21 protein-coding genes are annotated in these 21,069 nt (G+C 71.1%); 13 read left to right on the top strand and 8 right to left on the bottom strand.

Annotated features, from left to right (window positions below):
- Nucleotides 1-95: 95 nt before the first annotated feature.
- From FHS38_RS25560 to FHS38_RS25550, 3 genes are all read left to right on the top strand, one after another.
- The gene (locus FHS38_RS25560) at nt 96-1,112 is read left to right on the top strand and encodes a quinone oxidoreductase family protein (protein ID WP_184737281.1); all 1,017 of its coding nucleotides are present in this window, start codon (nt 96-98) and stop codon (nt 1,110-1,112) included.
- A gap of 226 nt (nt 1,113-1,338) precedes the next feature.
- Nucleotides 1,339-1,980 (top strand): DUF4360 domain-containing protein, encoded by a 642-nt coding sequence (locus FHS38_RS25555; RefSeq protein WP_184737280.1) that lies wholly within the window; start codon nt 1,339-1,341, stop codon nt 1,978-1,980.
- 90 nt (nt 1,981-2,070) lie between these two features.
- Nucleotides 2,071-2,721, top strand: a complete 651-nt coding sequence (locus FHS38_RS25550; protein ID WP_184737279.1) for a DUF4360 domain-containing protein — start codon at nt 2,071-2,073, stop codon at nt 2,719-2,721.
- A 106-nt stretch (nt 2,722-2,827) separates the two neighbouring features.
- Here the strand turns inward: FHS38_RS25550 and FHS38_RS25545 are convergent, their stop codons facing one another.
- From FHS38_RS25545 to FHS38_RS25535, 3 genes are all read right to left on the bottom strand, one after another.
- Nucleotides 2,828-3,826 (bottom strand): SCO0930 family lipoprotein, encoded by a 999-nt coding sequence (locus FHS38_RS25545; RefSeq protein ID WP_184737278.1) that lies wholly within the window; start codon nt 3,824-3,826, stop codon nt 2,828-2,830.
- A gap of 128 nt (nt 3,827-3,954) precedes the next feature.
- The gene (locus FHS38_RS25540) at nt 3,955-5,457 is read right to left on the bottom strand and encodes an NADH-ubiquinone oxidoreductase-F iron-sulfur binding region domain-containing protein (RefSeq protein ID WP_229821956.1); all 1,503 of its coding nucleotides are present in this window, start codon (nt 5,455-5,457) and stop codon (nt 3,955-3,957) included.
- On the bottom strand, nt 5,454-6,005 hold the full coding sequence (locus FHS38_RS25535; protein ID WP_229821957.1) for a hypothetical protein: 552 nt from the start codon (nt 6,003-6,005) through the stop codon (nt 5,454-5,456). Before FHS38_RS25535 ends, FHS38_RS25540 begins: the two co-directional genes overlap by 4 nt.
- 794 nt (nt 6,006-6,799) lie before the next feature.
- On the opposite strand from FHS38_RS25535, the gene FHS38_RS25530 reads away from it, so the two are divergent.
- A complete protein-coding gene (locus FHS38_RS25530; protein ID WP_229821958.1) occupies nt 6,800-7,648 on the top strand; it encodes a PucR family transcriptional regulator in 849 nt (282 codons plus the stop codon).
- 127 nt (nt 7,649-7,775) lie between these two features.
- Here FHS38_RS25530 and FHS38_RS25525 read toward each other — a convergent pair whose 3' ends face one another.
- A complete protein-coding gene (locus tag FHS38_RS25525) occupies nt 7,776-9,200 on the bottom strand; it encodes a DUF1996 domain-containing protein (protein ID WP_184737275.1) in 1,425 nt (474 codons plus the stop codon).
- A gap of 6 nt (nt 9,201-9,206) precedes the next feature.
- Nucleotides 9,207-9,893 carry a DUF4142 domain-containing protein gene (locus FHS38_RS25520; RefSeq protein ID WP_184737273.1) on the bottom strand — a complete coding sequence of 229 codons (687 nt, stop codon included), beginning with the start codon at nt 9,891-9,893 and terminating at the stop codon, nt 9,207-9,209.
- A gap of 376 nt (nt 9,894-10,269) precedes the next feature.
- Between FHS38_RS25520 and FHS38_RS25515 the strand changes: the two genes are divergently transcribed.
- Nucleotides 10,270-10,725, top strand: a complete 456-nt coding sequence (locus FHS38_RS25515) for a Crp/Fnr family transcriptional regulator (RefSeq protein WP_184737271.1) — start codon at nt 10,270-10,272, stop codon at nt 10,723-10,725.
- 290 nt (nt 10,726-11,015) lie between these two features.
- Nucleotides 11,016-12,404 carry a cytochrome P450 gene (locus FHS38_RS25510; protein ID WP_189222260.1) on the top strand — a complete coding sequence of 463 codons (1,389 nt, stop codon included), beginning with the start codon at nt 11,016-11,018 and terminating at the stop codon, nt 12,402-12,404.
- A 62-nt stretch (nt 12,405-12,466) separates the two neighbouring features.
- Here the strand turns inward: FHS38_RS25510 and FHS38_RS25505 are convergent, their stop codons facing one another.
- On the bottom strand, nt 12,467-12,829 hold the full coding sequence (locus tag FHS38_RS25505) for a DUF4190 domain-containing protein (protein WP_184737267.1): 363 nt from the start codon (nt 12,827-12,829) through the stop codon (nt 12,467-12,469).
- A 292-nt stretch (nt 12,830-13,121) separates the two neighbouring features.
- Between FHS38_RS25505 and FHS38_RS25500 the strand changes: the two genes are divergently transcribed.
- Nucleotides 13,122-14,678: an AMP-binding protein gene (locus FHS38_RS25500; protein ID WP_184737265.1), complete on the top strand. Its 1,557-nt coding sequence runs from the start codon at nt 13,122-13,124 to the stop codon at nt 14,676-14,678.
- A gap of 64 nt (nt 14,679-14,742) precedes the next feature.
- Here the strand turns inward: FHS38_RS25500 and FHS38_RS25495 are convergent, their stop codons facing one another.
- A complete protein-coding gene (locus FHS38_RS25495; RefSeq protein WP_184737263.1) occupies nt 14,743-15,360 on the bottom strand; it encodes a TetR/AcrR family transcriptional regulator in 618 nt (205 codons plus the stop codon).
- Nucleotides 15,361-15,429: 69 nt separating this feature from the next.
- On the opposite strand from FHS38_RS25495, the gene FHS38_RS25490 reads away from it, so the two are divergent.
- From FHS38_RS25490 to FHS38_RS25470, 5 genes are all read left to right on the top strand, one after another.
- Complete coding sequence (locus FHS38_RS25490; RefSeq protein ID WP_184737261.1) at nt 15,430-15,912, top strand: DUF1453 domain-containing protein; 483 nt, start codon at nt 15,430-15,432, stop codon at nt 15,910-15,912.
- Between the two features lie 232 nt (nt 15,913-16,144).
- Nucleotides 16,145-16,555: a hypothetical protein gene (locus FHS38_RS25485; protein ID WP_184737259.1), complete on the top strand. Its 411-nt coding sequence runs from the start codon at nt 16,145-16,147 to the stop codon at nt 16,553-16,555.
- Entirely contained in the window at nt 16,552-17,370 is an 819-nt protein-coding gene (locus tag FHS38_RS25480; RefSeq protein ID WP_308433502.1) for a transcriptional regulator, read from the top strand. Before FHS38_RS25485 ends, FHS38_RS25480 begins: the two co-directional genes overlap by 4 nt.
- A gap of 37 nt (nt 17,371-17,407) precedes the next feature.
- Nucleotides 17,408-17,842, top strand: a complete 435-nt coding sequence (locus FHS38_RS25475; RefSeq protein ID WP_184737257.1) for a roadblock/LC7 domain-containing protein — start codon at nt 17,408-17,410, stop codon at nt 17,840-17,842.
- Nucleotides 17,843-17,937: 95 nt separating this feature from the next.
- Nucleotides 17,938-18,312, top strand: a complete 375-nt coding sequence (locus tag FHS38_RS25470) for a hypothetical protein (protein ID WP_184737255.1) — start codon at nt 17,938-17,940, stop codon at nt 18,310-18,312.
- A 30-nt stretch (nt 18,313-18,342) separates the two neighbouring features.
- On the opposite strand, the gene FHS38_RS25465 is transcribed toward FHS38_RS25470, so the two are convergent.
- Nucleotides 18,343-19,614: an LCP family protein gene (locus FHS38_RS25465; RefSeq protein ID WP_229821959.1), complete on the bottom strand. Its 1,272-nt coding sequence runs from the start codon at nt 19,612-19,614 to the stop codon at nt 18,343-18,345.
- 254 nt (nt 19,615-19,868) lie between these two features.
- Here FHS38_RS25465 and FHS38_RS25460 point away from each other — a divergent pair, with 254 nt between their 5' ends.
- The gene (locus FHS38_RS25460) at nt 19,869-21,008 is read left to right on the top strand and encodes a hypothetical protein (RefSeq protein ID WP_184737253.1); all 1,140 of its coding nucleotides are present in this window, start codon (nt 19,869-19,871) and stop codon (nt 21,006-21,008) included.
- The last annotated feature ends 61 nt before the right edge of the window (nt 21,009-21,069 follow it).

Genomic DNA, 21,069 nt, shown 5'->3' with positions numbered 1-21,069 from the left:
TTCGGCGGCGCCTTCTCACGACGGCTTTTCACGATGGCTTTTCACGACTCTTGACGTAACAAACTTTGTTTTCTCCACAGGGAGGTCGAGATCCGATGCTGGCAATCCAGTACCGGGAGCACGGTGGATACGACGCGTTGCGACCGGTGGAACTGCCGGTCCCCGTGCCCGAGCACGGGCAGGCTCTGGTGCGGATCACCTTCACCACCGTGAGTCCCCTTGACGACACCGTACGCGCGGGCCGCATGGCGCCGTCCCTGCACAAACCGCTGCCGATCATCCCCGGCGGAGCCGCGGTCGGCGTGGTCGTCGAGCCGGGCGCGTCCGGGCTGGCCGAGGGGACCCGCGTCGCGATCACCGGACAGGGGCGGGGCATGACCACGGACGGCACCTGGCGGGAGTACGTCGCGGAGTACGCCGAGGCGTTGACCCCGCTGCCCGCCCGGGTGAGCGACCGGCGGATGGCCGCGCTCTCCGCCGGGGCCGGGCACGCGACCGCCTACCTCGCCCTCACCGAGCTGGTCGGTTTCCGGGCCGGGCAGAGTGTGCTCGCCCCCGCGATCGGCGGGGCGGTCGGCATGGGAGCCGCACAGGTCGCGGCCCAGCTCGGCGCGTCGACGGTGATCTCCACGGCGGGCGGGACGGCGAAGGCCGAAAGGGCCCGCGCGGCCGGCTTCGACAACGTCATCGACCTGTCCCGGGAGTCCTTGCGCGACGGTGTGGCACGGCTGACCGACGGCAGGGGCGTGGACGTGGTCCTGGACGGCGTCGCCGGCCCGCTGCTGGAGGGCGCCGTCGGTAGCCTGGCCCACGGCGGGAGTTACGTCGGCATCGGCTACGCCGGGGGCACCCGCGGCACGCTCGATGTGACGGACCTGATCTGGAAGCACGCACGTGCCATTGGCTACATGTTCGACATGTTCTCCCCCGAGGTGACCCGCGCCGCGCGGCAGACCCTGATCGACTGGCTCGCCGAGGACCGGTTCGACCCGGTCGTCGCCCGGGTCTTCCCGCTCGCGCAGGCGGCGCGGGCACAGCGCCATCTGATGGAGGACCGCCCCTTCGGGCGCGTTCTGCTGAGCACGGACGACGACAACGGAGGACGGCTGTGACGACCGATGTGGTGACGACCGAACGCCGCGGAAGGGGTCCGTTCGTTCGCCGAGCGTCGTCCCGCGGTCTTCCGAGGGCACCGAACGGTGTCACTCCTCGGTAGGGGGTGACCGGCCGGGGGCCCGGCGGGGCGCACAGGGTCGGCTCAACCTGGCCTGTACACGCCCCGGTGCCGGTGGTGGCATGGACCGCGGAACGAGTCCGCGCCGAACCGTGGAGGTCTCCATGTTCAGACCGGTGTTGATCGGCAGCGCGGCCGCGGTGCTCGTGGTCGCTTCGGCCATGCCGTCCGCGGCTGCGGACACGGTCCCCCCGCCGGACAAGGTCGTGATCGACGTGGTGGCGGTCAACGGGTCCGGCTGCCCCGCCGGGACCGCGGCCGTGGCGGTCGCGCCGAACAACACGGCCTTCACCGTGACGTACAGCAACTACCTCGCCCAGGTCGGCGTCGGTTCCAAGCCGACGGACTTCCGCAAGAACTGCCAGCTCGGTCTGAACGTCCGCGTCCCGCAGGGATTCACGTACGCGATCGCCAAGGCCGACTACCGCGGCTTCGCGTACCTGGAGGACGGGGCCACGGGCATGGAGCGGGCCAGCTACTACTTCCAGGGCATGTCGCACACGACCTCGGTGTCCCACCGCTTCGCCGGCCCGGTCAACGACAACTGGCAGACGTCCGACGTCACGGGCGTCGAGTCCCTCGTCTACGCGCCGTGCGGCACACAGCGGATCCTCAACGTCAACACCGAGTTGCGGGTGAGCGCCGGCACCTCGGATCCGACGACGACCAACAGCTTCATGGCGATGGACTCGACGGACGGCAGCGTCAACACCCTCTACCACTTCGCCTGGAAGGAGTGCCCCTGATCGGGCCGGACGGCCGGACCGCGGGTGATCCGCAGGCACGTCACGGGTGTCCGAACGGGCGGGCGCCAGGGCTGTTGGAGGGGGATCTTCATGTTGAGACCGGTGATGACCGGCGGCGCGGCCCTGATGCTGCTCGCCGCCCCGATGGCACCGAGGGCGGCCGCCGCGGACGGGGTGCCCCCGCCGGACAAGGTCGTGATCGATGTGGTGGCCGTCAACGGGTCGGGGTGCCCCGCCGGGACGGCGAACGTGACGGTCTCACCGGACAACACGGCCTTCACCGTTTCCTACAGCCACTACGTCGCCCAGGTCGGCGTCGGTTCCAAGCCGACCGACTTCCGCAAGAACTGCCAGCTCGGTCTGAACGTCCATGTGCCGCAGGGATTCACGTACGCGGTCGCCAAGGCCGACTACCGCGGCTTCGCGCGCCTGGAGAAGGGTGCCACGGGGCTGCAGCGGGCCCATTACTACTTCCAGGGCATGTCGCAGACAGCCTTCATGAACCACCACTTCACCGGTCCGGTCAACGACGACTGGCAGACGTCCGACACCACGGACATCGACGCCCTGGTCTACGCACCCTGCGGGGCCATCCGGTACTTCAACATCAACACCGAGCTGCGGGTGGACGCGGGCACCTCCGATCCGACCAGGACGACGAGCCTCATGGCGATGGACTCGACGGACGGCAGCATCAACACCCTCTACCACTTCGCCTGGAAGACCTGTCCCGTGGTGTGAGCGCGGGTGCCTGTGCGGCAGGTGCCCGGCCACGGACCCAGCGGCGCACCGCGGGCCGCCCGTCCCGGGGAGGAGGGACGGGCGGCCGGCCTGGGGGTGGCGAACGTCAACTCGCCGGGGTGGTGACCTTCTTGCCCTGGTCGTCGACGGCGAACCACAGTCCCTGCTTGCCCTGGCCCGTGATGTCGCCGGGCTTCTTGTCCCCGGTGAACCAGTAGACGGGCCAGCAGTCGACCGCCAACTGCTTGGTGCCGTCGGGCCGTGTGACGGTGGTGATCAGCTTCTCCGGTACGCCGCGGACCGCGCTCTTCTCGACGGGCTTGGCGGGCTTCCAGGTGTCCAGGCAGGCGTCGTTGCAGGCGAACTTCATGGGCCAGGCGCTGTCCTTGTTGAACCGGTAGAGGGTGCGGCCCTGGCCGTCGACGAGGATCTTGCCGAGTTTCGGGTTGTCGTCGACGGAGACACCGTCGGCGGCCGGTTTCTCCTCGTCGGGCTGCTTCTCCTTCTCCCCCTCCTTGCCTTCGTCCCCGCCGCCGGCCACGCCCGCCTTCTTGCCGTCCGGGGCGAACGCGCTCCAGGTGCCGCCGACGCCCTGCCCCTTGGTGTCACCGGGCGCGGCGTCCTTGGCGTAGCGGTAGACGGGCCAGCCGGCGAGGGTGAGCTGCATGGTGCCGTCGGCACGCTTGACCTCGCCCAGCTCGGCGTCCAGGCCGGCCGTGGCCGTCGCGTCGTCCGCGGGTACGGGGGGCCAGGCCTTGGCGCAGTCGCCGTCGCAGCGCGAGGCCGGCGGCTTGGCCGTGTCCTTGTCGAAGCGGTAGAGCGTCAGACCCTTGCCGTCCGCGACGACGGGGCCGATCCCCGGTGCCTCGCGGACGGCCAGCTGCTTGGCCGGGGCGTTCTTCTCCGCCGCGGCGGATCCTGAGGCACCACCCGAGCCGTAGCCGCCCGAGCCCGACGCGTACCCGTCGCCGATCTTCGAGCTGCTGCCGGCGGGAGCCTTGCCGTAGTCGTCCCCGGCGGACGACTCACCGCCGCCGCATGCCGCCGTCAGCATCATGACCGTGATCGCCGCCCCGGCGAGGGAGGCGTGACGCAGCTTGTTCATGAACTGTCCTTTGCTCGTGGCCCGGCGATGGTCCGCCGTTGCCGTGGGGATACGGGGCCGGCCCGCCGTGCGCTCAGCGGGGCCGGGAATTTGTCACGCGTGGACAGAAACTCCGGGTCGGAAGCCACTCAGCCGGCGGCTTCGACGCGCAGCGCGAGGGCGGGGCAGCGCCGGACCGCCCGCAGCGCCCGTTGTCTCATCCGCGCGGGTACGGGGATGACGGCCCGCTCCGGGTAGCCGTCCGGTCCCAGCCGCAGGAGTCCGGGCAGGAGGTCCGCGCACAACCCGTGCCCCCGGCACAGCGTCCAGTCGACCAGCAGCTGCTCCGCGGGGGCCGGTGCCGTGCCGGCGACGCGGGCCGCCGGCGAGGTGGCCCGTGTCCGCTCCTCGGCGGGCAGCGGCAGCGCGCCGAGGGTCGGGCGTCCGCAACCGTGCCCCAGGGCGTGGGCGGCGAACTCCTCCGCGAAGACGGTGAGCGCGGAGGACACGAAGCGGGTGGAGCCGTCGGGGTGACTGCACGCGCCGCGCCGCTCCACGGCGGCCATCCGGGTACGTACCGCGTCCAGCGCGCGCTGCCCGGCGCCGCCCGCCGCGTCGGCGAGCGCGTCCGCGAGTGCCGGCAGGCCCAGGGCGCAGGGACCGCACTGGCCCGCCGACTGCTCCGCCAGCCATCCGGCCACCCGTACCGTCTCGCCGACCGGGCAGGTGGTCTCGGGCAACGGCAGCAGGGCACCGGCCCCGAGGACGCCGTCGACCGCGGCGAGCGAGTCGCGGGAGACGGTGGCCGCCCGCGCCGCGTGCGGCGGCAGCCAGCCGCCGTGATAGCCGCCGACCAGTACGCCCTGGCCGGGTGCGGTGCCGCACAACTCCAGGACGTAGGGAATGGGCAGGCCGGTCGGGGCTTCCACCACGTGTGTTCCGGCGACGGTCAGCATGACGGTGCCGGGCTCGGTCGGCAGGCCGACCGCGCCGTAGCCCACGGCTCCGAGCCGGGCGGCGACGGCGAGTTGGGCGAACGTCTCGGTGTTGGAGAGCAGGGTGGGCACCCCGCCCAGGCCGCTCTCGCTGGTACGGATCCTGCGGCCGGACGGCAGCGCGGGGCCGCCGTCGATGCCGCGTACCAGCGCCGAACTCTCGCCGGTGACGAAGCGTTCGGGCAGCCGTGTCACCCCGATCGCCGGCCCGGCGGACCCGCGCTCGGCGATCGCCCGGCGCACCGATTCCTCGACGTCGGCGCGGGTGACGCCGAGGGCGACCTCGCGCGCGCCGAGCGCCTTGGCCGCCAGTACGGCGCCGTCGAGGACGAGGTGCGGGGCGAACAGCAGCAGCGCGGTGTCCTTGAGACAACCCGGCTCGCCCTCGCTGCCGTTGACGACGACGGCGGGGACGGAGCCGGTCCGGCGCAGGGAGTCGGTGACGGCCCGCAGTTTGCGGGCGAACAGGAACCCGGCGCCGCCGCGGCCGCGCAGGCCGATGTCTTCCGCGAGTGCCGTCAGTTCCTCCACGTTCAGCTCGGGCGCGGGCCCGTGTACGGCCGTGTGCGCCGCTTGGTCCATCCACGCGGTCTCGTCCAGCCCGGCCAGCAGCCGGGGCGGGCCGACGGTGGCGAGTGACGGCACGGTCCCCTTCACGGCCGTCCTCCCCGCGCCTCGCGCTGCCGGGATCGCATGCGCAGTGTCAGGGCCAGGGCGACGCCGCTCAGGCACAGTGCGTACGCCGCGGTCACCCAGCCTGCTGCGGGCCGGCCGGCGTGCAGTCCGTGCACCAGGGCCGCGCCCCACGCGGGGTAGGCCGCCATGTGCAGGGTCCGCCACAGGCGGGAGTGACCGACGCCGGTGAAGGCACTGCGCGCCGCACCGGTGACCGCCACCGCGACGAAGAGATACCCGGCCAGTGTGCCGAGTCCGATGAGCACGGGTTGCGTGTTGTCGGTGAAAGGGACGGTCGTGGCCGTCGGACTGGTACGGTCCTCGGCAACCTTCACCCAGATGTGCAGGGCGAGAAAACCGAGCCCGGCCACGGCCAGTCCGCGGTGCACGCCCTGGGCGAGGAGTCGGTGGGCCGAGCCCAGCAGCCGTCGGTCGGTTGCGGCCAGCCCCCACAGCACGGTGGAGGTGAGCGAGACGAGCGCGAGTACTCCCGCGCCGAAGTCGAGGAACTCCTGTGTCCGTTCGGCCACGCCGGCTTGGACGGCGACGGCGAGCAGCAGCAGGATCGCCGCCGGCAGGGCGGGGCGCCCGGAAGGCCGGGTCTGCGGCCGGGCCCTCGGCCGGGGCCGGGTTCGGGGACGGACAGCCCTGCGGCGGGTTCCGCTGCGGGACCGGCCACGGGGCCGAGGGCGGGGCAGGAGCGTTTGCGTTCGCGACATATGCATCTGGGTCTCCCACAGGCGGTCGGCGGTGATCCTCACGGCCGCCCGTGTTCCTGAGAAATCCGGAAATCCCTCGCATCGGCGTTATTCGCCGACAAGGCGATCATCGAATTCACGTGGTGTGACCGTCCGGGCACTCATGGTCCGGCGGTGGAATGTGCAGAAGCATCGTCCAACTTCGCAGGATCTTCATAAGGTTTATCGTGCTGTGACAAATTCACGCGCGGCTGTCCCCACGGCGGCGATCGGCTGTTGATGATGCCCACTCAGGCGAGAGGCAACCGGCGGTATTCCCGGTCCTCCCGCCCGGTACGGAAGTCCGGAGGTAGACGATGTGCGACATTCTGAACCGCATCTGGTCGCGGCCGCGCGGTGAGTGGACTCGGGTCCTGAGAAAGGAACTTCCCGCAGTCGCCGCGCAGTTGGCCGAAGAACTGCAGCGCAGTACTCCCGCGTTCTCGGCGGTATCACAGCGCATCGGCAGGGAAGCCACGCAAGAGGCGGTGGAGAGGGCGCTGTTGCTGACTTTGGGACTGCGGCCCGCCGCGGGGCCGGAGCGCATACCCACACCGCGGCGAAAACCGGGACAGGTCGTCACCGCCATGCCCGGTACCCGGGCCCGCCAGGCCTTGTTCACCGCGCTCGCCGACGACCGGCACATCCCCCACGACGTGCTGACCGAGCTGGCCGGCCAGGCCGGCTGGCCGCTCCCCCGCCGGGTGCGTGCCATCGTGCTCGCCGGCCCGAACGACGCGCATTCCCTGGCGCCCCATCTGGTTCCGCAGCCGACGCCCCAGCTGACCCCGCAACTGGCGGCGGCCCTCGGCCAAGGACTGCCCGGCACCGTCGAGGCCGACCTGTGCCTGCTGATTCCCGACCCGGGGCCGCGGGCGCGCGCGGCCCTGGAGTCGGCACTGGGCGGCCGGGTGGCCGCGGTCGGTCACTCCGTCCCGGTCGTGGACGCCGCATCCTCGCTGCGCTGGGCGCGGCGGCTGCTGGCCCTGGCGGCGGCGGTGGGCGGCCCGGCCGAACGCGTCACGTTCGTCGACGACCACCTCTCCGAGCTGCTCATGCTCCAGGACGAATCGCTGGCCAGGGCCCTGTCCGCGCGGTGGCTGCGCCCGCTGGAGGACCTCACCCCGCGGCAGAGCGAGCGGCTCGAGGTGACGCTGCTGGCCTGGCTGGAGAGCGGTGGCGCCCCGGAGGCGGCCCGTACGCTCAAGGTGCACCCCCAGACGGTGCGCTACCGCCTCCGCCAGATAGAGAAGCTCTTCGGGCCGGCGATGCGCGAGCCGCGCACCCGTTTCGAGCTGGAGCTGGCACTGCGCAGCCGACGGCTGCTGGCCCAGGCCCGGCAGCTGCGCTCGCGGGCGCACGGCCCGGTGCGGGCCCTGGGAGCGGCCGTCCAGCCACTGAGCCCGGCGGGCCGGGCCCGGATCAACGGCCTGTGAGACAGAGCGTCGCGCGGCGGCCCCGAACTCGGTTGTTCGGGGCCGCCGCCTTCCCGGCGCCCGGTGGATGGTGGGGGTGGGGAGCACCCGGCGCCGGGGGTTCCGCGGGGTGGAGCGGGTGGTTCCGTCAGCAGGTGCGGCCACCGTTGATGCACGCCGTCGCCCTTGCCATCAGCGCGTCCGACATGACGTTGATGAAGTCGCCGTGGTCCGTGACCGGCTTGTGCAGCTGCTCGGGAAAGCTGTCCACGGCGAAGGGGACGCCCGCCGGTACGTCGTAGGTGATGCGCTGCACCAGTTGCGGGATGGCCTTGAAACCACGGGGGCAGGAGCCGTCCGCACGGGCGAAGGCGACATGGGTGCGGTGATTGGCGCTGTCGGTGTTACGCCCGTCCCAGCAGTTCTGGAAGGCGAAGGTGCGGACGACCTGTGCGCCGTTCGGGCAGATCGGATATTTGTCCTTCAACTGCCGGTTCTCGAATCCCGCACAGCTCCATGAGGCGTTGGCGTTGGCCACGCCGTTGGTGAGCGCTTTGGCGTCACCGGTGATGACGCGAAGGAATCGGGGCATCGCCGTCACCTTTGTCACCGGATTGCCCCGGAACTGCAGGGTCACCGACGCGGGGCGCAGAACGGTTCCCATGTTCCCGTCGTGGCCGCCGCCCGGGGCATTGGCGTCCGGCGCCACCTTTCCGTCCAGTACCCGCAGCACGGGCCAGTAGTGGCTGGACTTGTCCCCGTTGGTGCAGGTCGTTCCCGCGGCCGCGAGGCTGTTGTCGGTGGAGAAGGCATCGGTGGATTTGTTGCCCACATAGTCGTGCATATGGTGGGCGCCGTTGCGCACACCGGGGGTGACGATCACGTTGTCGGGGTTGAAGTGACCGTTCTCGTTGCGACCGCACACGGACGCGAAGGTGCCCGTCGAGCCGCCGCGGCGGGCGGCGGGCGCACCGGGGCCGGCGGGCGCGGTCCTGATGTCGGCGAAGTCGGCGCGGGAGGGGCCGCCGGGCTTGCCCTGCTCGCCGAGCCGGGAGCTCAAGGGGCGTGAGGAGTCGTCGGCCGCGGTCGTGCTGACCTTCCGGGTCCGGCACCCGCTCAGTGCGGTCAGGTCCTCGGGCGCGGGCACGGCACCGCTGTCGGCCGCCTTGATGGAATCGGTGATGCGGCCGATGGTCCCGTCGCGTTTCCGTTTCAGCTCCCCCAGCACGGCGTCCGGGGTGTTCCCCGTCGACATCATCTGCTCGTAGGCGCTTGCCACTTGGGCATCCAGCTGGGAGAGGCCCCGGGAGACCTCGGTCCGCGCCGGGGCGGGGACCTCGCGCAGCCGTTCACCGACGTCGGGGCAGGAGACGGTCGTCGCCTCACCGGTGGCGGAACCCGCCGCCGCGCCGTGCGGGGTGTGCCCGGTGTCCTGTTCCGCGGTGCCGTGGGCACCGCCGGCGGAGGCGTTGGCCGCGATGATCGCCGTTCCGCCGCCGCCCAGCAGCAGCGCCGCGGCCGCGACCACCGCCCGGGTCCTCAATTGCGAGCGTTTATGGGCCTGTCGCATCATGTGGGGTCACTTCTTTTCGTTGTCGCCTGGGTGGGGGAAGTCGACGAGTTCGGTCTTCTCGAGGACGGTGATGTGGTCGAGGACGACGGTGTTGGCGCGGGACGCCAGTTCCCGCACCGTCGCGTTGGCGGTGCGGTCGCGTACGAGCGCCACCAGCCCGAACACCTTGCCGTGAGCGGCACGCACGAGATTCGCGAAGAGCCGGTCGAACGTGGCGCCCTGGGCGCCTTGCAACTGGTCGAGCCACCCTTGCTGTTCGGCGGTGGGACGTACCGGCATGGTCACGCCCAGGGCCCGGCCCGTTTCGACGGACAGCCGGTCCAGCTCGGTGTGGCCGTCGACGAGATGACTGCCGGCCATCTTCACCGTGTCCTTCGTGCCGCGTTCCAGGGCGAGCCTGCCCGCGGGCTTCTCCCACAGACCGGCGAGCCGTACCCGACGGACGAAGTCCCGGTCCAGCGGTGTCAGCGGCCCGGACGCCGTGCTCGTGATGCCGGCGCCGTCGTCGTTCCAGGCGGTGCGCGCGCTCGCCGCCGCCGGCTCGGCGCTGCCGAAGAGGTACACGGGGATCAGCAGCGCCAGGAGCGTCGCGGCCAGTGAGCCGACGACGAGCCCGGTACCGAGGGTCCGCCGGGAGACGGGCCGCAGATGACGCAGGGAGCGCGCGGAACGCAGGGAACGTACGGATCGCATGACACCTTCCTCGGATTCTTCGGGCGCTCGCATCGGGCGCCCTGCCGGAGGTCGCCCCTGCCGGAAGCCGCCCTGCCGGAATGCCCACGGACGCTAGCCGTCGGCGAAGTCGGGCAGACGAGGATTCGCGGCCTCTGACAAAGCCGGCCTCTCCCCTCCCGGACGCTGCTACCGTGCGGCTCCTCCGCAGGGACGGGGCCTGTCTGCGGCGAGGTGACGTGTCCCTGCCTCACGCTCGGGATGCCGCCCGCTGGCGGGCGTGGGTCAATGGATGTAGCAGGCTGCGCGCACGGGGCGGAACACATCGGCCCCGGCGGGCCACCGGCGGGGCGGCGACGTGTCAGCGGCGCCGCGGGCGGCGAGGAGGCTCTCGGCAATGACGACAACGAAGAAACTGCTCAGAGCCCTGCCCGCGGAATACCGCGACCGGCTGATGGAACTCGCCCGCGAGGTCTCCTTCCCGGAGGACGCCCGGATCTTCGAGGAACACGGCACGGCGGACCGTTTCTGGGTCATCCGCTCCGGGGCGGTCACCCTGGACCTCCAGTTGCCCGGGCGGCGGGTGGTCACCGTGGAGACGCTGGGCACGGGGGATCTGCTCGGCTGGTCCTGGCTGTTCCCGCCGTACGAGTGGGGGTTCGGCGCGGAGGCACTCAGCCCCGTGCGGGCGTACGAGTTCGACGGCACCGACGCGCGGGTCCTGTGCGAGCAGAACCCCGCACTCGGTTTCGCCGTCATGCGCGCGGTCGCCGAGGTGCTCGGACACCGGCTGCACACGGCACGCAGCCGGCTGCTGGACCTCTACGTCCCGCACACCGCCGAACCGTTGTGACCCGATCCCCCTGCGGGCCGGCGCCTCGCATGGCGACGGTCCGCGCCCATAAATGCCACGAGCCTTAAATACAGCGAGCACATTTATCGGATGGTTCCTTCGTCGACCGCTTGAAATCCGTCTCCCGGGCCCCACGAGGGGGCGTGGGGCCGGGAATCGGGGAGCCCGCATGCCGATGGGCTGCCCCGCGTGCTTCCGATACCCCCGGTGGGCATCCGACCCGCACACGCACACTCGACTTAGATGGAGGGGCCAACGGTGTGCCGAGTGAATACGAGGTTGGAGACACCATGGATCCTCGCTCCCGAACACTGAACCCCGGGCGCACGCGGAATGCGCCGAGTCATGACGAGGCCACGACCGGGCCGGTCGGGCGGGCGCCGGGCGCCTGGCCGGTGCTGGGTCACACCGCGCCGTTGTTGCGGCGGCCGCTGCACTTCGTCACGTCGCTGGCCGGGCACGGAGACGTGGTGCGGCTACAGCTCGGGGCATTGCCCTTCTACGCTCTCACGCATCCGAAATTGGTCCAGCACGTTCTCGTCGACGGGGCCCGCGATTTCACTCGCGGCCGTCTCTTCGAGAAGGCGTCCCTCTTTCTCGGGGAGGGGTTGGCAGCGTCTTCCGGCAAGGTTCATCGCCGGGCCCGGCGGGCCCTCCAACCGGCTTTTCACCATCAGCACCTCCCCGCTTACACCGACCTCATGCTCCAGGCCGCCGAAAGTGTCGTGACGCCATGGCGGCCGGGCCGGGTCATCGCCGTGGACCGGGCGATGAACGACCTCTCTCTGGGCGTGCTCGCGAACACCCTGCTCCCCACCGGTCTGGACACTCACGCCCGCACGGAATTCCACCAGGCACTGCCCGTCCTCACGCGAGGCATGATGGTGCGCATCCTGCTGCCCGAGTGGTGGGCGCGCGTGCCGGTCGCCTCGAACCGACGTTTCGACCGGGCCCGCCGCACCATGGACAGGGTCATCGGAGAGGCGATCGCCGCGCACCGCCGCTCCGGGCGGGACCGCGGAGACATGCTGTCCCTCCTGTTGATGCAACGCGACGCGGAGGGTCGCGGTCTGACCGACCAGCAGGTCCATGACCATGTGACCAGTCTGGCCGTCGCCGGGGTGGAGACCACCGCGGCGACCCTCGCCTGGTTCTTCCACGAACTCGGCCGCCACCGCGAGATCGAGGAACGCGTACACGCCGAGGTCGACACGGTGCTCGGCGGCCGGCCGCCGCGCTTGGAGGATCTACCGGCCCTCGCCTTCACCAGCCGGGTCATCATGGAAACGCTGCGCCGGTACCCGCCGTGGATGATCACGCGCCGTGCGACGGCCCCTGCCCGGCTCGGGACCGTAACGGTCCCCGGCGGGGCCGAGATCCTCTACAGTCCGTACGCGCTGCACCACGATCCGCGCTGGTTCCGTGATCCGCAGCGGTTCGATCCCGACCGATGGCTGCCCGACCGGGCGCGCGAGGTGCCGAAGGGAGCATTCATTCCCTTCGGCTCGGGCGGGTACAAGTGCATCGGGGACACCTTCGCCCTGGCCGAAATGGCCGTGGTGGCAGCGACCGTCTGCCGCCGGTGGCGGCTGCGCCCGGTACCCGGCAAGCGGATCCGCCGCGTCGCCAGGGGGAACATCCACCCCGATCGGCTGCCGATGGTGGCCGAGGCCCGGTGAGGGCGGGCCGGGGCGTCCCGCACCGGTGACGACGCCCGGGCCGCACATGGCCGGCCCGCTGCTCAGCGGGCCGAGTCCACCAGGACCGCGAGCCCCGTCACCAGCCCGGCATAGGCGACCACCAGCAGCAGACCGCAGAGCATCAGCAGCCACCCGGCGACGATGCCGAACAGCGCCGCACCACGGTCGCGGCCGCCCAGCCGCTTGCCGCGCCTGCGGCCGAGGTGTCCGGCCGGGATGGCGACGAAGGCACACAGGAACAGGAACAGCGTGTACCAACCGCCCCACATCAGCCAGAACAGCGGCGTCGCCACGATGCCCAAGATCAGGCCAATCCCCAGGAAGGCCGCCCAGAAGCTGACCCGGGCGGGCCGGTTGCGGCCCTCGGCCGCGGTATCCGCCGCCTGTTGCGTACTGCTGCTCACGCTGCTTCTCCCCCGTCGGTGTGGAGAAGCCACCCTACGATGCGGGGCAGCACGCCGTAGCCACCGAGGCCACTGACCGGATATCGACGTTTCAGGCAATGAAATCCAGGCGCTATCCCGTCCGGCCTGGAGCCTTTGAAGGTGAAGAGATAAGATCACTTTAGTTGCCCCGGGCTACCAAAGTTGTCGGGATCCGGGCCGGTACGTGGACGCGACCGGCCGGCGCGGCTTCCGCCGCACCCCGGGCACCGGACACCGTGAATCAGGAACCCAGGGAATCCAGGAACTGCGCATGCCCCTCAACGCGAACGACTTCCGCACCTACGTGGAGCACACCCTCGACGTCCTCGCAGCCACACCCGACCGGCACGTCCTGGTCCATCGAAACCGACGCGTCACCGGCCGCGAGCTCCATGACCTCGTCCACCGCATGGCACGCGCATTGCGCACCCAAGGGGTGCGCCACGGCCAGACCGTCACCCTGTTAAGCGGGAACCTCCCCGAGACGATCGCCGTGCGCTACGCCGCCAATCTGATCGGCTGCCGGGTCAACCACCTCTACAGCAAGCTCGCCGCCGAGGTGCAGGCCACCATCATCCGCGACGTGGAGACCCACACCCTCGTCGTCGACCCGCGGTACGCGGAACGCGCCCGTGAGGTGACCGGGCAGGCGCCGGTGAAGAACGTGCTCACGCTCGGCCCGGCCGGGATGGGCACGGACCTGCTGGAACTCGCCGCCGGAGAGTCCGCCGAACCATTCCCCAGTCCCGCCCGGCCGCAGGACACCTGCACCATCCGTCACACGGGCGGCACCACCGGCCACCCCAAGGCCATCTGCACCTCCTTCGACCAGGTGGCGTGGTTCCACGACGTCATACCCGAAGACATCATGGCCAGGACGGGGCAGCCGATCCGGCAGTTGGTGTGCACCACCCTCGCCCACGCCGCCGGCATGATGGCCGATCACGCCCTGCGCACCGGCGGAGCCGTGGTGCTGATGGAGGACTTCGAGCCGGCCGCCGTGCTCGCGACGATCGAGCGCGAACGCATCACCCATCTGTTCCTGCTGCCGCCGCTGCTGTACCAGCTGATGGACCACGCGGACGCCGCCCGCACCGACACCTCCAGCCTGCGCCGCATCTCGTACGGCGGCTGCCCGTCCTCGCCGACCCGCATCGCCGAGGCGGTACGGCGCTTCGGCCCCGTCCTCAACCAGTTCTACGGGCAGAACGAGGCCGGCGGCATCAGCGTGCTCACCGAGGAGGACCACGACCCGGACCACCCCGAGCGGCTCTGGTCCGTCGGGAAGGCGCTGGAAGGCGTCGAGGTGGCCATCCGCGACGAGTCCGGCCGCGATCTGCCTCCCGGTGAGCACGGCGAGATCTGCGTACGCTCGGCGGGCATCATGCAGGGGTACTGGAAGCAGCCGGAGCTGACCGCCGAGGTACTGAGGGACGGCTGGCTGCACACCGGCGACATCGGACACCTGGACGACGAGGGCTATCTGACCATCGTCGACCGGCTCAAGGACATGATCGTCGTGGTCGGCGGCCATGTGTACACCACCGAACTCGAGGACCTGCTGAACTCCCACCCGCACGTCCTGCAGAGCGCCGTCTTCGGCGTCCCGGACGCCAACCGCATGGAGCAGGTCCACGCCGTCGTCGTACCCACACAGGACGGCGGGGTCGACGAGCGGAGCCTTCGCGAGCTGGTGCGCACCGAGCGGGGCACGATGTACGAACCGGCGCGCGTCGACTTCCTCGACGCGCTGCCGCTGACCGACGCCGGAAAGCCGGACAAGAAGCTGCTGCGCCGCATGGTGGAGCAGGCGACGGCGGCGGTCTGACCCACCATCCGCCCGGTCACGCCCGCGTCCGCACCGAGGTGTGCGGCCGCGGGCGGCGGTCGTTCTAGGACCCCGCCTTGAGCGCGTCCAGGTGGCGTCGCAACACCCTTCGGGCGTCGTCCGGCGTGACGTGGGCGGGCTGGAGCACCACCTGGAGCGCGAGGCCGTCGAGCAGCGCGGACAGCCGCAGCGCCTCCACCTCCACCTCGAGGGCGTCCGGCAGGCCGCCGGCCCGCTGCCACTCCCGCAGCACGCGCACCACCAAGGCGTGCATTCCCTCGTGCAACGCGTCCGCGCGGGCGCGCAGTTCGGGCCGGGTGCGCGCCGCGGTGGTGAAGGCGAGCCAGAGCACGGCCTCCTCGTGGCGGGTCCCGTCGAGAGGGAGAAGCTCCGCGAGGAGTTCCTCGGTGCGGGCGCGACGGTCGATGTCGGCATCGGGGTCGAGCAGTTGCTCGGCGTGGGCGTAGATCCGCCGGTCGACGCGGCGGCCCAGTTCCCGCAGGGCGAGCGCCATCAGATCGGCCTGGTCGGTGACGTAGTGACGCACCGAACCGATGGCGAGCCCCGCCTCGTCGGCGACGTTGCGCAGCGACGCCTTTTCCAGGCCGTCCCTGCCGACGACGCGCAGAACGGCGGCGGCCACGGCCTGGCGGCGGGCCTCGGGGTCGACGATCTTCGGCATGTTGCCTTTATAGCACGACCGAGCTAAATTCTTTTTTTAGCAAGGTCAAGCTATATAAAGGGGTACGTCATGCACGGCTGGGCACTCGCGGCTCTCATCGCTGTCGTCGCGATCGTTGTGGTGATCAAGCGGCTGAGGGGGGAACCGCTCAACGCCCGCGACCTGTTCGCAGCGCCCCTCGTCCTCACCGGCCTCGGTATCTGGGCCCTGTGCAAGGCCGACGGCCTGACGGGCACCGACCTCGTCTGGGTCGTCGTGGGCTGCGTCCTCGGCATCGCGCTCGGCGCCCTGCGCGGCGCGACCATCCAGGTCTTCGACAAGGAAGGGGTGTTGTGGCAGCGCTACACCGGCAGGACCTTCCTCATGGCCCTCGGGTCCTTGATGATCATGGCCGGCTACGGCTTCCTCGCGGTGCGGCTCGGCATGCACGAGAACGCGCGGCCGGTCCAGCTGTCCATCGGCGTCGGATTCCTCGGTGAGGCACTGATCGTGGGCTACCGGGGGCTGGTGAGCGGCGTACCCTTCGCTCCGGAGCGCGAACGGCGTCGGTGACGCGTGGGGGCAGCCACGCGGGCACCCGTGGCACGCCGTGGACGCGTCGGCGCGGACGGCTCGTCGGCACCCGATACGCCGCTCCACCTATGCCGATTGAATTTGCCAAAACCACCACGCGCGGTTCCGTTTTCGATTACCTTCCGTCGCAGCCGACATGCCGTTGGTAGCTGTTGTCTGTGTCCGACGAGTCGCGGCGGTGCGCTGCCGCGGCGCGGCTGGAGAGGTCTGTGTGTCCGGTATCGACGCGTGCTTATCCGAGGCCTTGGCGATCCCCGGTGTCCGAGGAGCGAGTCTGGTGGACTGGACGACCGGACTCGCCCTGGGAGCGGTGGGCGAGGGCCCGAACCACGACCACGAGACGGCGGCCGCGGAGGCCGCGGAACTGGCCCGGCTCACCTTCGAGAGCAGCGCGTTCACCCAGGCCGAACAGGCCGGGCCGGCGGAACGGGCAGGGCAGGCCGACGGGCCCGTGGAGGATCTCATCGTCACCGCGCGCGGCGGATACCATCTGATCCGCTTCGTGGAGACCGCCTTCGACAGCAGCGTCTTCCTCTACCTCTGGCTCGACCGCGCCGAGGCCAACCTGGCCGTCGCCCGCTTCCGGCTGAGGGATCTGACCGCCGGGCTGGTTCTGTCGTGACCGCGGGCGCCGCGGAAGCCGCGGGTACGACTCCGGTGCGGCCGGCCGTCGAGGACGACCCGCTGGCCCGGCTGGCCGGCGAAGGCGCCACCGGAGCACTGCACGGGCCGGTGGGTGCGCTCTATCTCTCCGACGGGGCGGTGGTGCACGCGGAGAGCCCGGCCGCACCGGACGTGGGATGGCGGCTGACCGCCCGGGGGCGGCTGTCGCCGGAGACCTGGGAGGAGGCCGTGACACAAGGCGGCCCGGGCTACCGGACCGGTGACTTCCTCGTCGAGCACGGCCGGTTGAGCCAGGGCGAGCTCGAACTGTGCCATCTGAGCGCGCTGTTCGACGCCGCCTACTTCGTCCTGTACCCCCTGGGGGACGGTCAGCGCCCACCCGAGCGGTTCCTCCGCGAGGCCCGGCACTGGCTCGGCCCGGTGCGGCCGGTGACGGTCCCCGCCCTCCAGCGTGAGGTGCGCAGACGGCGCCGGCTCCTGGAACAGGCATGGCCGGGCGCGGCGGTGGACGCGGCCCCCGTCGTGCCCGTGCCCGACGCCGACCGCCGCCGCGGGCGCGGCGCACAGGCGGTGTGCGGCCGCCGGGCCGTGCTGCGCGCGGCCGACGGGGTGCGTACCCCGGTACAGATCGCCCGGGCACTCGGGCGCCCGGCCTTCGCCACCCTCCTGGACGTCCGACGGCTGACGGCGCTGGGACTGATCCGGCCCCCGGACCCGGGGACGACCGAGGCCGACCGGCCGTTGCCCGAGGCGCCGGGCGTCCCGGAGACCTCCCTGCTCATCAGGATCCGTGACGCGTTGGAGGCCCTGTGACCATTCCGTCCCCCCGCCGGGATGCCCCGATCCCATGATGAGACGCGCCTTGAGGCAATTGACAGGAAGGAGACAGTCGATGACGGCCCTACCCGAGGTGCTCACCGAGCTCCAGGCGTTACGGGTCCGCGTACCGCACTTGACCGGTGCGCTGGTGGCGAGCACCGACGGGCTGGTGATCGCGCATCTCGTCACCGACATGGAGCCCGACGGGGTGGCCGCGCTGACCGCGGCGGCCCTGGGGGTGGGCGCACGGCTGACGGACGCCGTGGGTCACGGCGGATTCCGCGAACTGCTGGTGCGCGGCGAGCGCGGCTATGTGGCGACGTACGCGGCGGGTTCGTCCTGCGTGTTGACGCTCCTGGCGGCGGCCGACGCCAACGTGGGCCGGCTGAACCTGGAGGCCCGCAGGGCCGGAACGCGAATATCGGAGCTCGTCGACAGCGCGCTGGAGCGTCGACGGCAGGTGTGAACCACGGCACCTCTTCTTTCACCCCCGTTCGCCGGCGGACAGCCGTGGGGACGGGGCGGTCCTTGATGACAACCAATGACGAAAGCGGGATTCTCATGGCGAACACCGAAGCGGCCCTGCAGGATGCGATGACGTCGATCGAGGGCGCCCTCGGCGTCGCTCTGGTCGACTACGGCAGCGGCATGGCGCTCGGCACTCTCGGCGGGTCGCAGACACTCGACCTCAATGTCGCGGCCGCGGCCAACACCGACGTGGTGCGGGCCAAGCTGCGGGCCATGGAGATGCTCAACATCCAGGACAGCATCGAGGACATCCTGATCACCCTCGGCTCGCAGTACCACTTGATCAGGCTGCTGACCGGCCGCGGCGGCACCGGCCTCTTCCTCTACCTCGTGCTCGACGGCAAGCGGGCCAACCTGGCGATGGCACGGCACCAGCTGCGGCGGATAGAGGCGGACCTGGAGGTCTGACGCATCCGGTCGCGCCCCGCGCCGGGCGGTTCAGTCGACGCACGGTATTCCGCCGCCCTCGACGACGTGTTCGTCCCGGGCGGGGGGACCGGGGGTGGGCTTGCCGGCGTTCGGACGGGTGGGGGAAGGGCCGTCCCCCCGGCCGGTGCCCGGCTGCCCCGTGCGGTCGGGGCCGCCGCCCGTCCTCTCCCGTACCAGGTTCCTGATCCGGTCGGGATCGACGAGGTTGACGTCCTCACCGTGGTGCTTCGCGAACCCTTCGATGGGCAGGGTGGAGAACTCGACGTCCCCACGGGAGAGGTTCCTCGCGTGCTGGACGAAGGACGCCAGGTCCCAGCCCTTGTCGATGACCACGTCCTGTTTGACGACGTCGAGGAGCCGCATCAGCCGGGCCGGGTTCGTGAAGGTGCCGACGCTGTCGAGCTTGTGTCCGGCCGAGGCCAGGAACGCCTGTTGCCTGCGCGTACGGTCCAGGTCGCCGCCGTCCAGACCGTGGCGCTGCCGTACGAAGGCGAGCGACCGCGCACCGTCGAGCGTCTGCCGCCCGGCGTGGAAGTCCGCCCCGGAGTAGCGGTCCTTCACAGGGTGCTTGAGGCAGACTTCCACGCCGTCGAGGGCGTCGGCCAGGTGGTAGAAGCCCGCCAGGCTGATCTCGGCGAAGTGGTCGACGGGGACGTCCAGGAACCTGCGTACCGTCTCGATCTCGGCCCGCCGCCCCGCCTCGCGACCCGCCCGCTCCAGGGTGCGGCGGTCGGTGGTGCCCTGCTGGGCGAGGCGTTCCTCCGTGCGGGCCTTGGTCAGGCCGTATGCCTTCTTGATCTTGTCTTTCGGGAAGCCGGGTATGTCGACCAGGTCGTCGCGGGGCAGGGAGAAGGCCGTCGCCTTGCCGTTCCCCGCGGGGACGTGCAGCAGGATCAGGGTGTTGGTGTTGTAGCCGCCGATGTCGGAGCCACCGGCGTGCAGCTTGTCGAGCACGCTGTCCGGGAGGTCCTCGCCGTTCTGGTCCTTACGGCTGTCCAGACCCATGAGCAGGATGTTGGTCGCGCCTCCCGAGGACTTCGGCGCGTCGTCGTCCAGCGCGTCGGAGGTGCCGATGTGCCGGAAGACGTCCTGGTAGAGGTACCAGCCGGTGCCGCCCGCGCAGAGCGCCGTCACCGCGGTGAGGGCGAGCGCGGCCCGGCCGAGGCGTGCCCGTCGGCTCCTGGGCCGCCGGTGGCGGCGGGGCCGCTCGGCAGACGGGTGAGCGGTCGGCCGAGCGGACTCGGTGGGGTGGGGTGCACGGGCTCGGCGGCGACGGGTCACATGGTGTCCTTCCGGTCTCGCCCCGTCTCCGCTCTGCGGACGAGGGCGCGGGTGCTTGCCTACCGGGACCCGATCCTGAGTGACCGTCGCTGAAGAATTGCTGAGGGTGCTGAAGACACCTTCAGGGACGGGGCCGCCCGCGCAGCCGGGCTCCTACGCCACATGGGCCAGCGGAAATGGCGGCGCGTCCCGAGCGGTGATCGGCTGGGCGGGCCATGCACCACCGTCCGCTCGGCAGCCGAGGAGCAGCCCCCGTGTCGTCCGGAGACGAAGCCGCCCCCGTACGGAAGCCGCTGTCACGCATCTGTCGGTTCTTCCTCGCACCCCTGGCCGGGCTCCTCTTCCTGAGCGGTACCGCCCCGCTCGCGCACGCCGCGCCGGGGCCCTCGCGCCCGCTCGTACGGGACGCCGCCGCACCGCTGTTCATCACCGGTCTGCGCGGCACCAGGAACATCAAGCAGCAGATCAACGTCTACTCCCGGGGCAACGTCACTCCCCTGTGGTCCTGGGTCCCTCCCGGTGACGAACCCGGCCTGTCCTGCCTGCGGGAGAGCTACGGCGTGACCGAGGCCAAGTGGGCCGCGAACGGAACGAGGATCGCCGCGATCGTGGGCAACGGGGTGGTGGTCGTCTCCTACCCCGGGGGCGACATCCTCTTCGGCGCCTGCAACAACACGAACATGCACTCCGTGGAGATGCTGCCGGGCAACAGGATCGCCGTCGCCGACACGGGTTCCTCGGCCGCCGGAGGGGTGTGGGTCTACTCGATGGACCGGCGGATCGCCACGGAGCCGATCCAACGGGTGGGCGGGCTTCCTTCGTCCCACGGACTGCTGTGGGACGAGACCGCGAAGGTCCTCTGGGCGGTCGGTACGAACCGCTGGCCGCAGCAGGGCTCCGACAGCCCCGACGTCCACGGCCTCCTGGTGGCCTACCGGTACGACTCCGCAGCCGCTCAGCCGCTCTCGCAGCAGGCCGTTCACACCATGCGGAAGTCTCCGGCGTTGCCCGAGTGGCCGGGGTGGTACGACGGGCCGCACGACATCGCCCCCGTCCCCGGGCAGCGTGAACTGCTCGTCACCACCGATCTGACGGTCTTCGTCTTCGACATCGACCGGGGCGCCTTCTCCGGTGCCTCCGACACGTACCTGAAGGGCTTCGGCTCCCACGTCAGGGAACGCGACGACGCCGGGCAACCGCTCTCCGGCATGAAGTCCATCGGCCTGTCGCCGACCGACGGGATCATCTACGCGCAGCCGTCGTGGAAGGCCGACTTCGCGAACACGGTCGGCTTCGCCACCGAGGGCAGGCGCCGGCCCGGGTTCATGCCCGGCGGCTCGCTCTACAAGGCGCGGTGGTTCCGGGAGACGCCCGGCTGGCCGACCGCGCGCTGAGCGCGCCCCGGGCCGGGCGGGGGAAAACGGAGCGGTAGCCGTCAGCGCCTTGTGCCGGTGT

Source organism: Streptomyces netropsis, from assembly GCF_014203545.1.
Classification (GTDB): domain Bacteria; phylum Actinomycetota; class Actinomycetes; order Streptomycetales; family Streptomycetaceae; genus Streptomyces; species Streptomyces netropsis.
The sequence above is the reverse complement of the archived record's forward strand: the minus strand, read 5'-3'. Positions and strand labels throughout refer to the sequence as shown.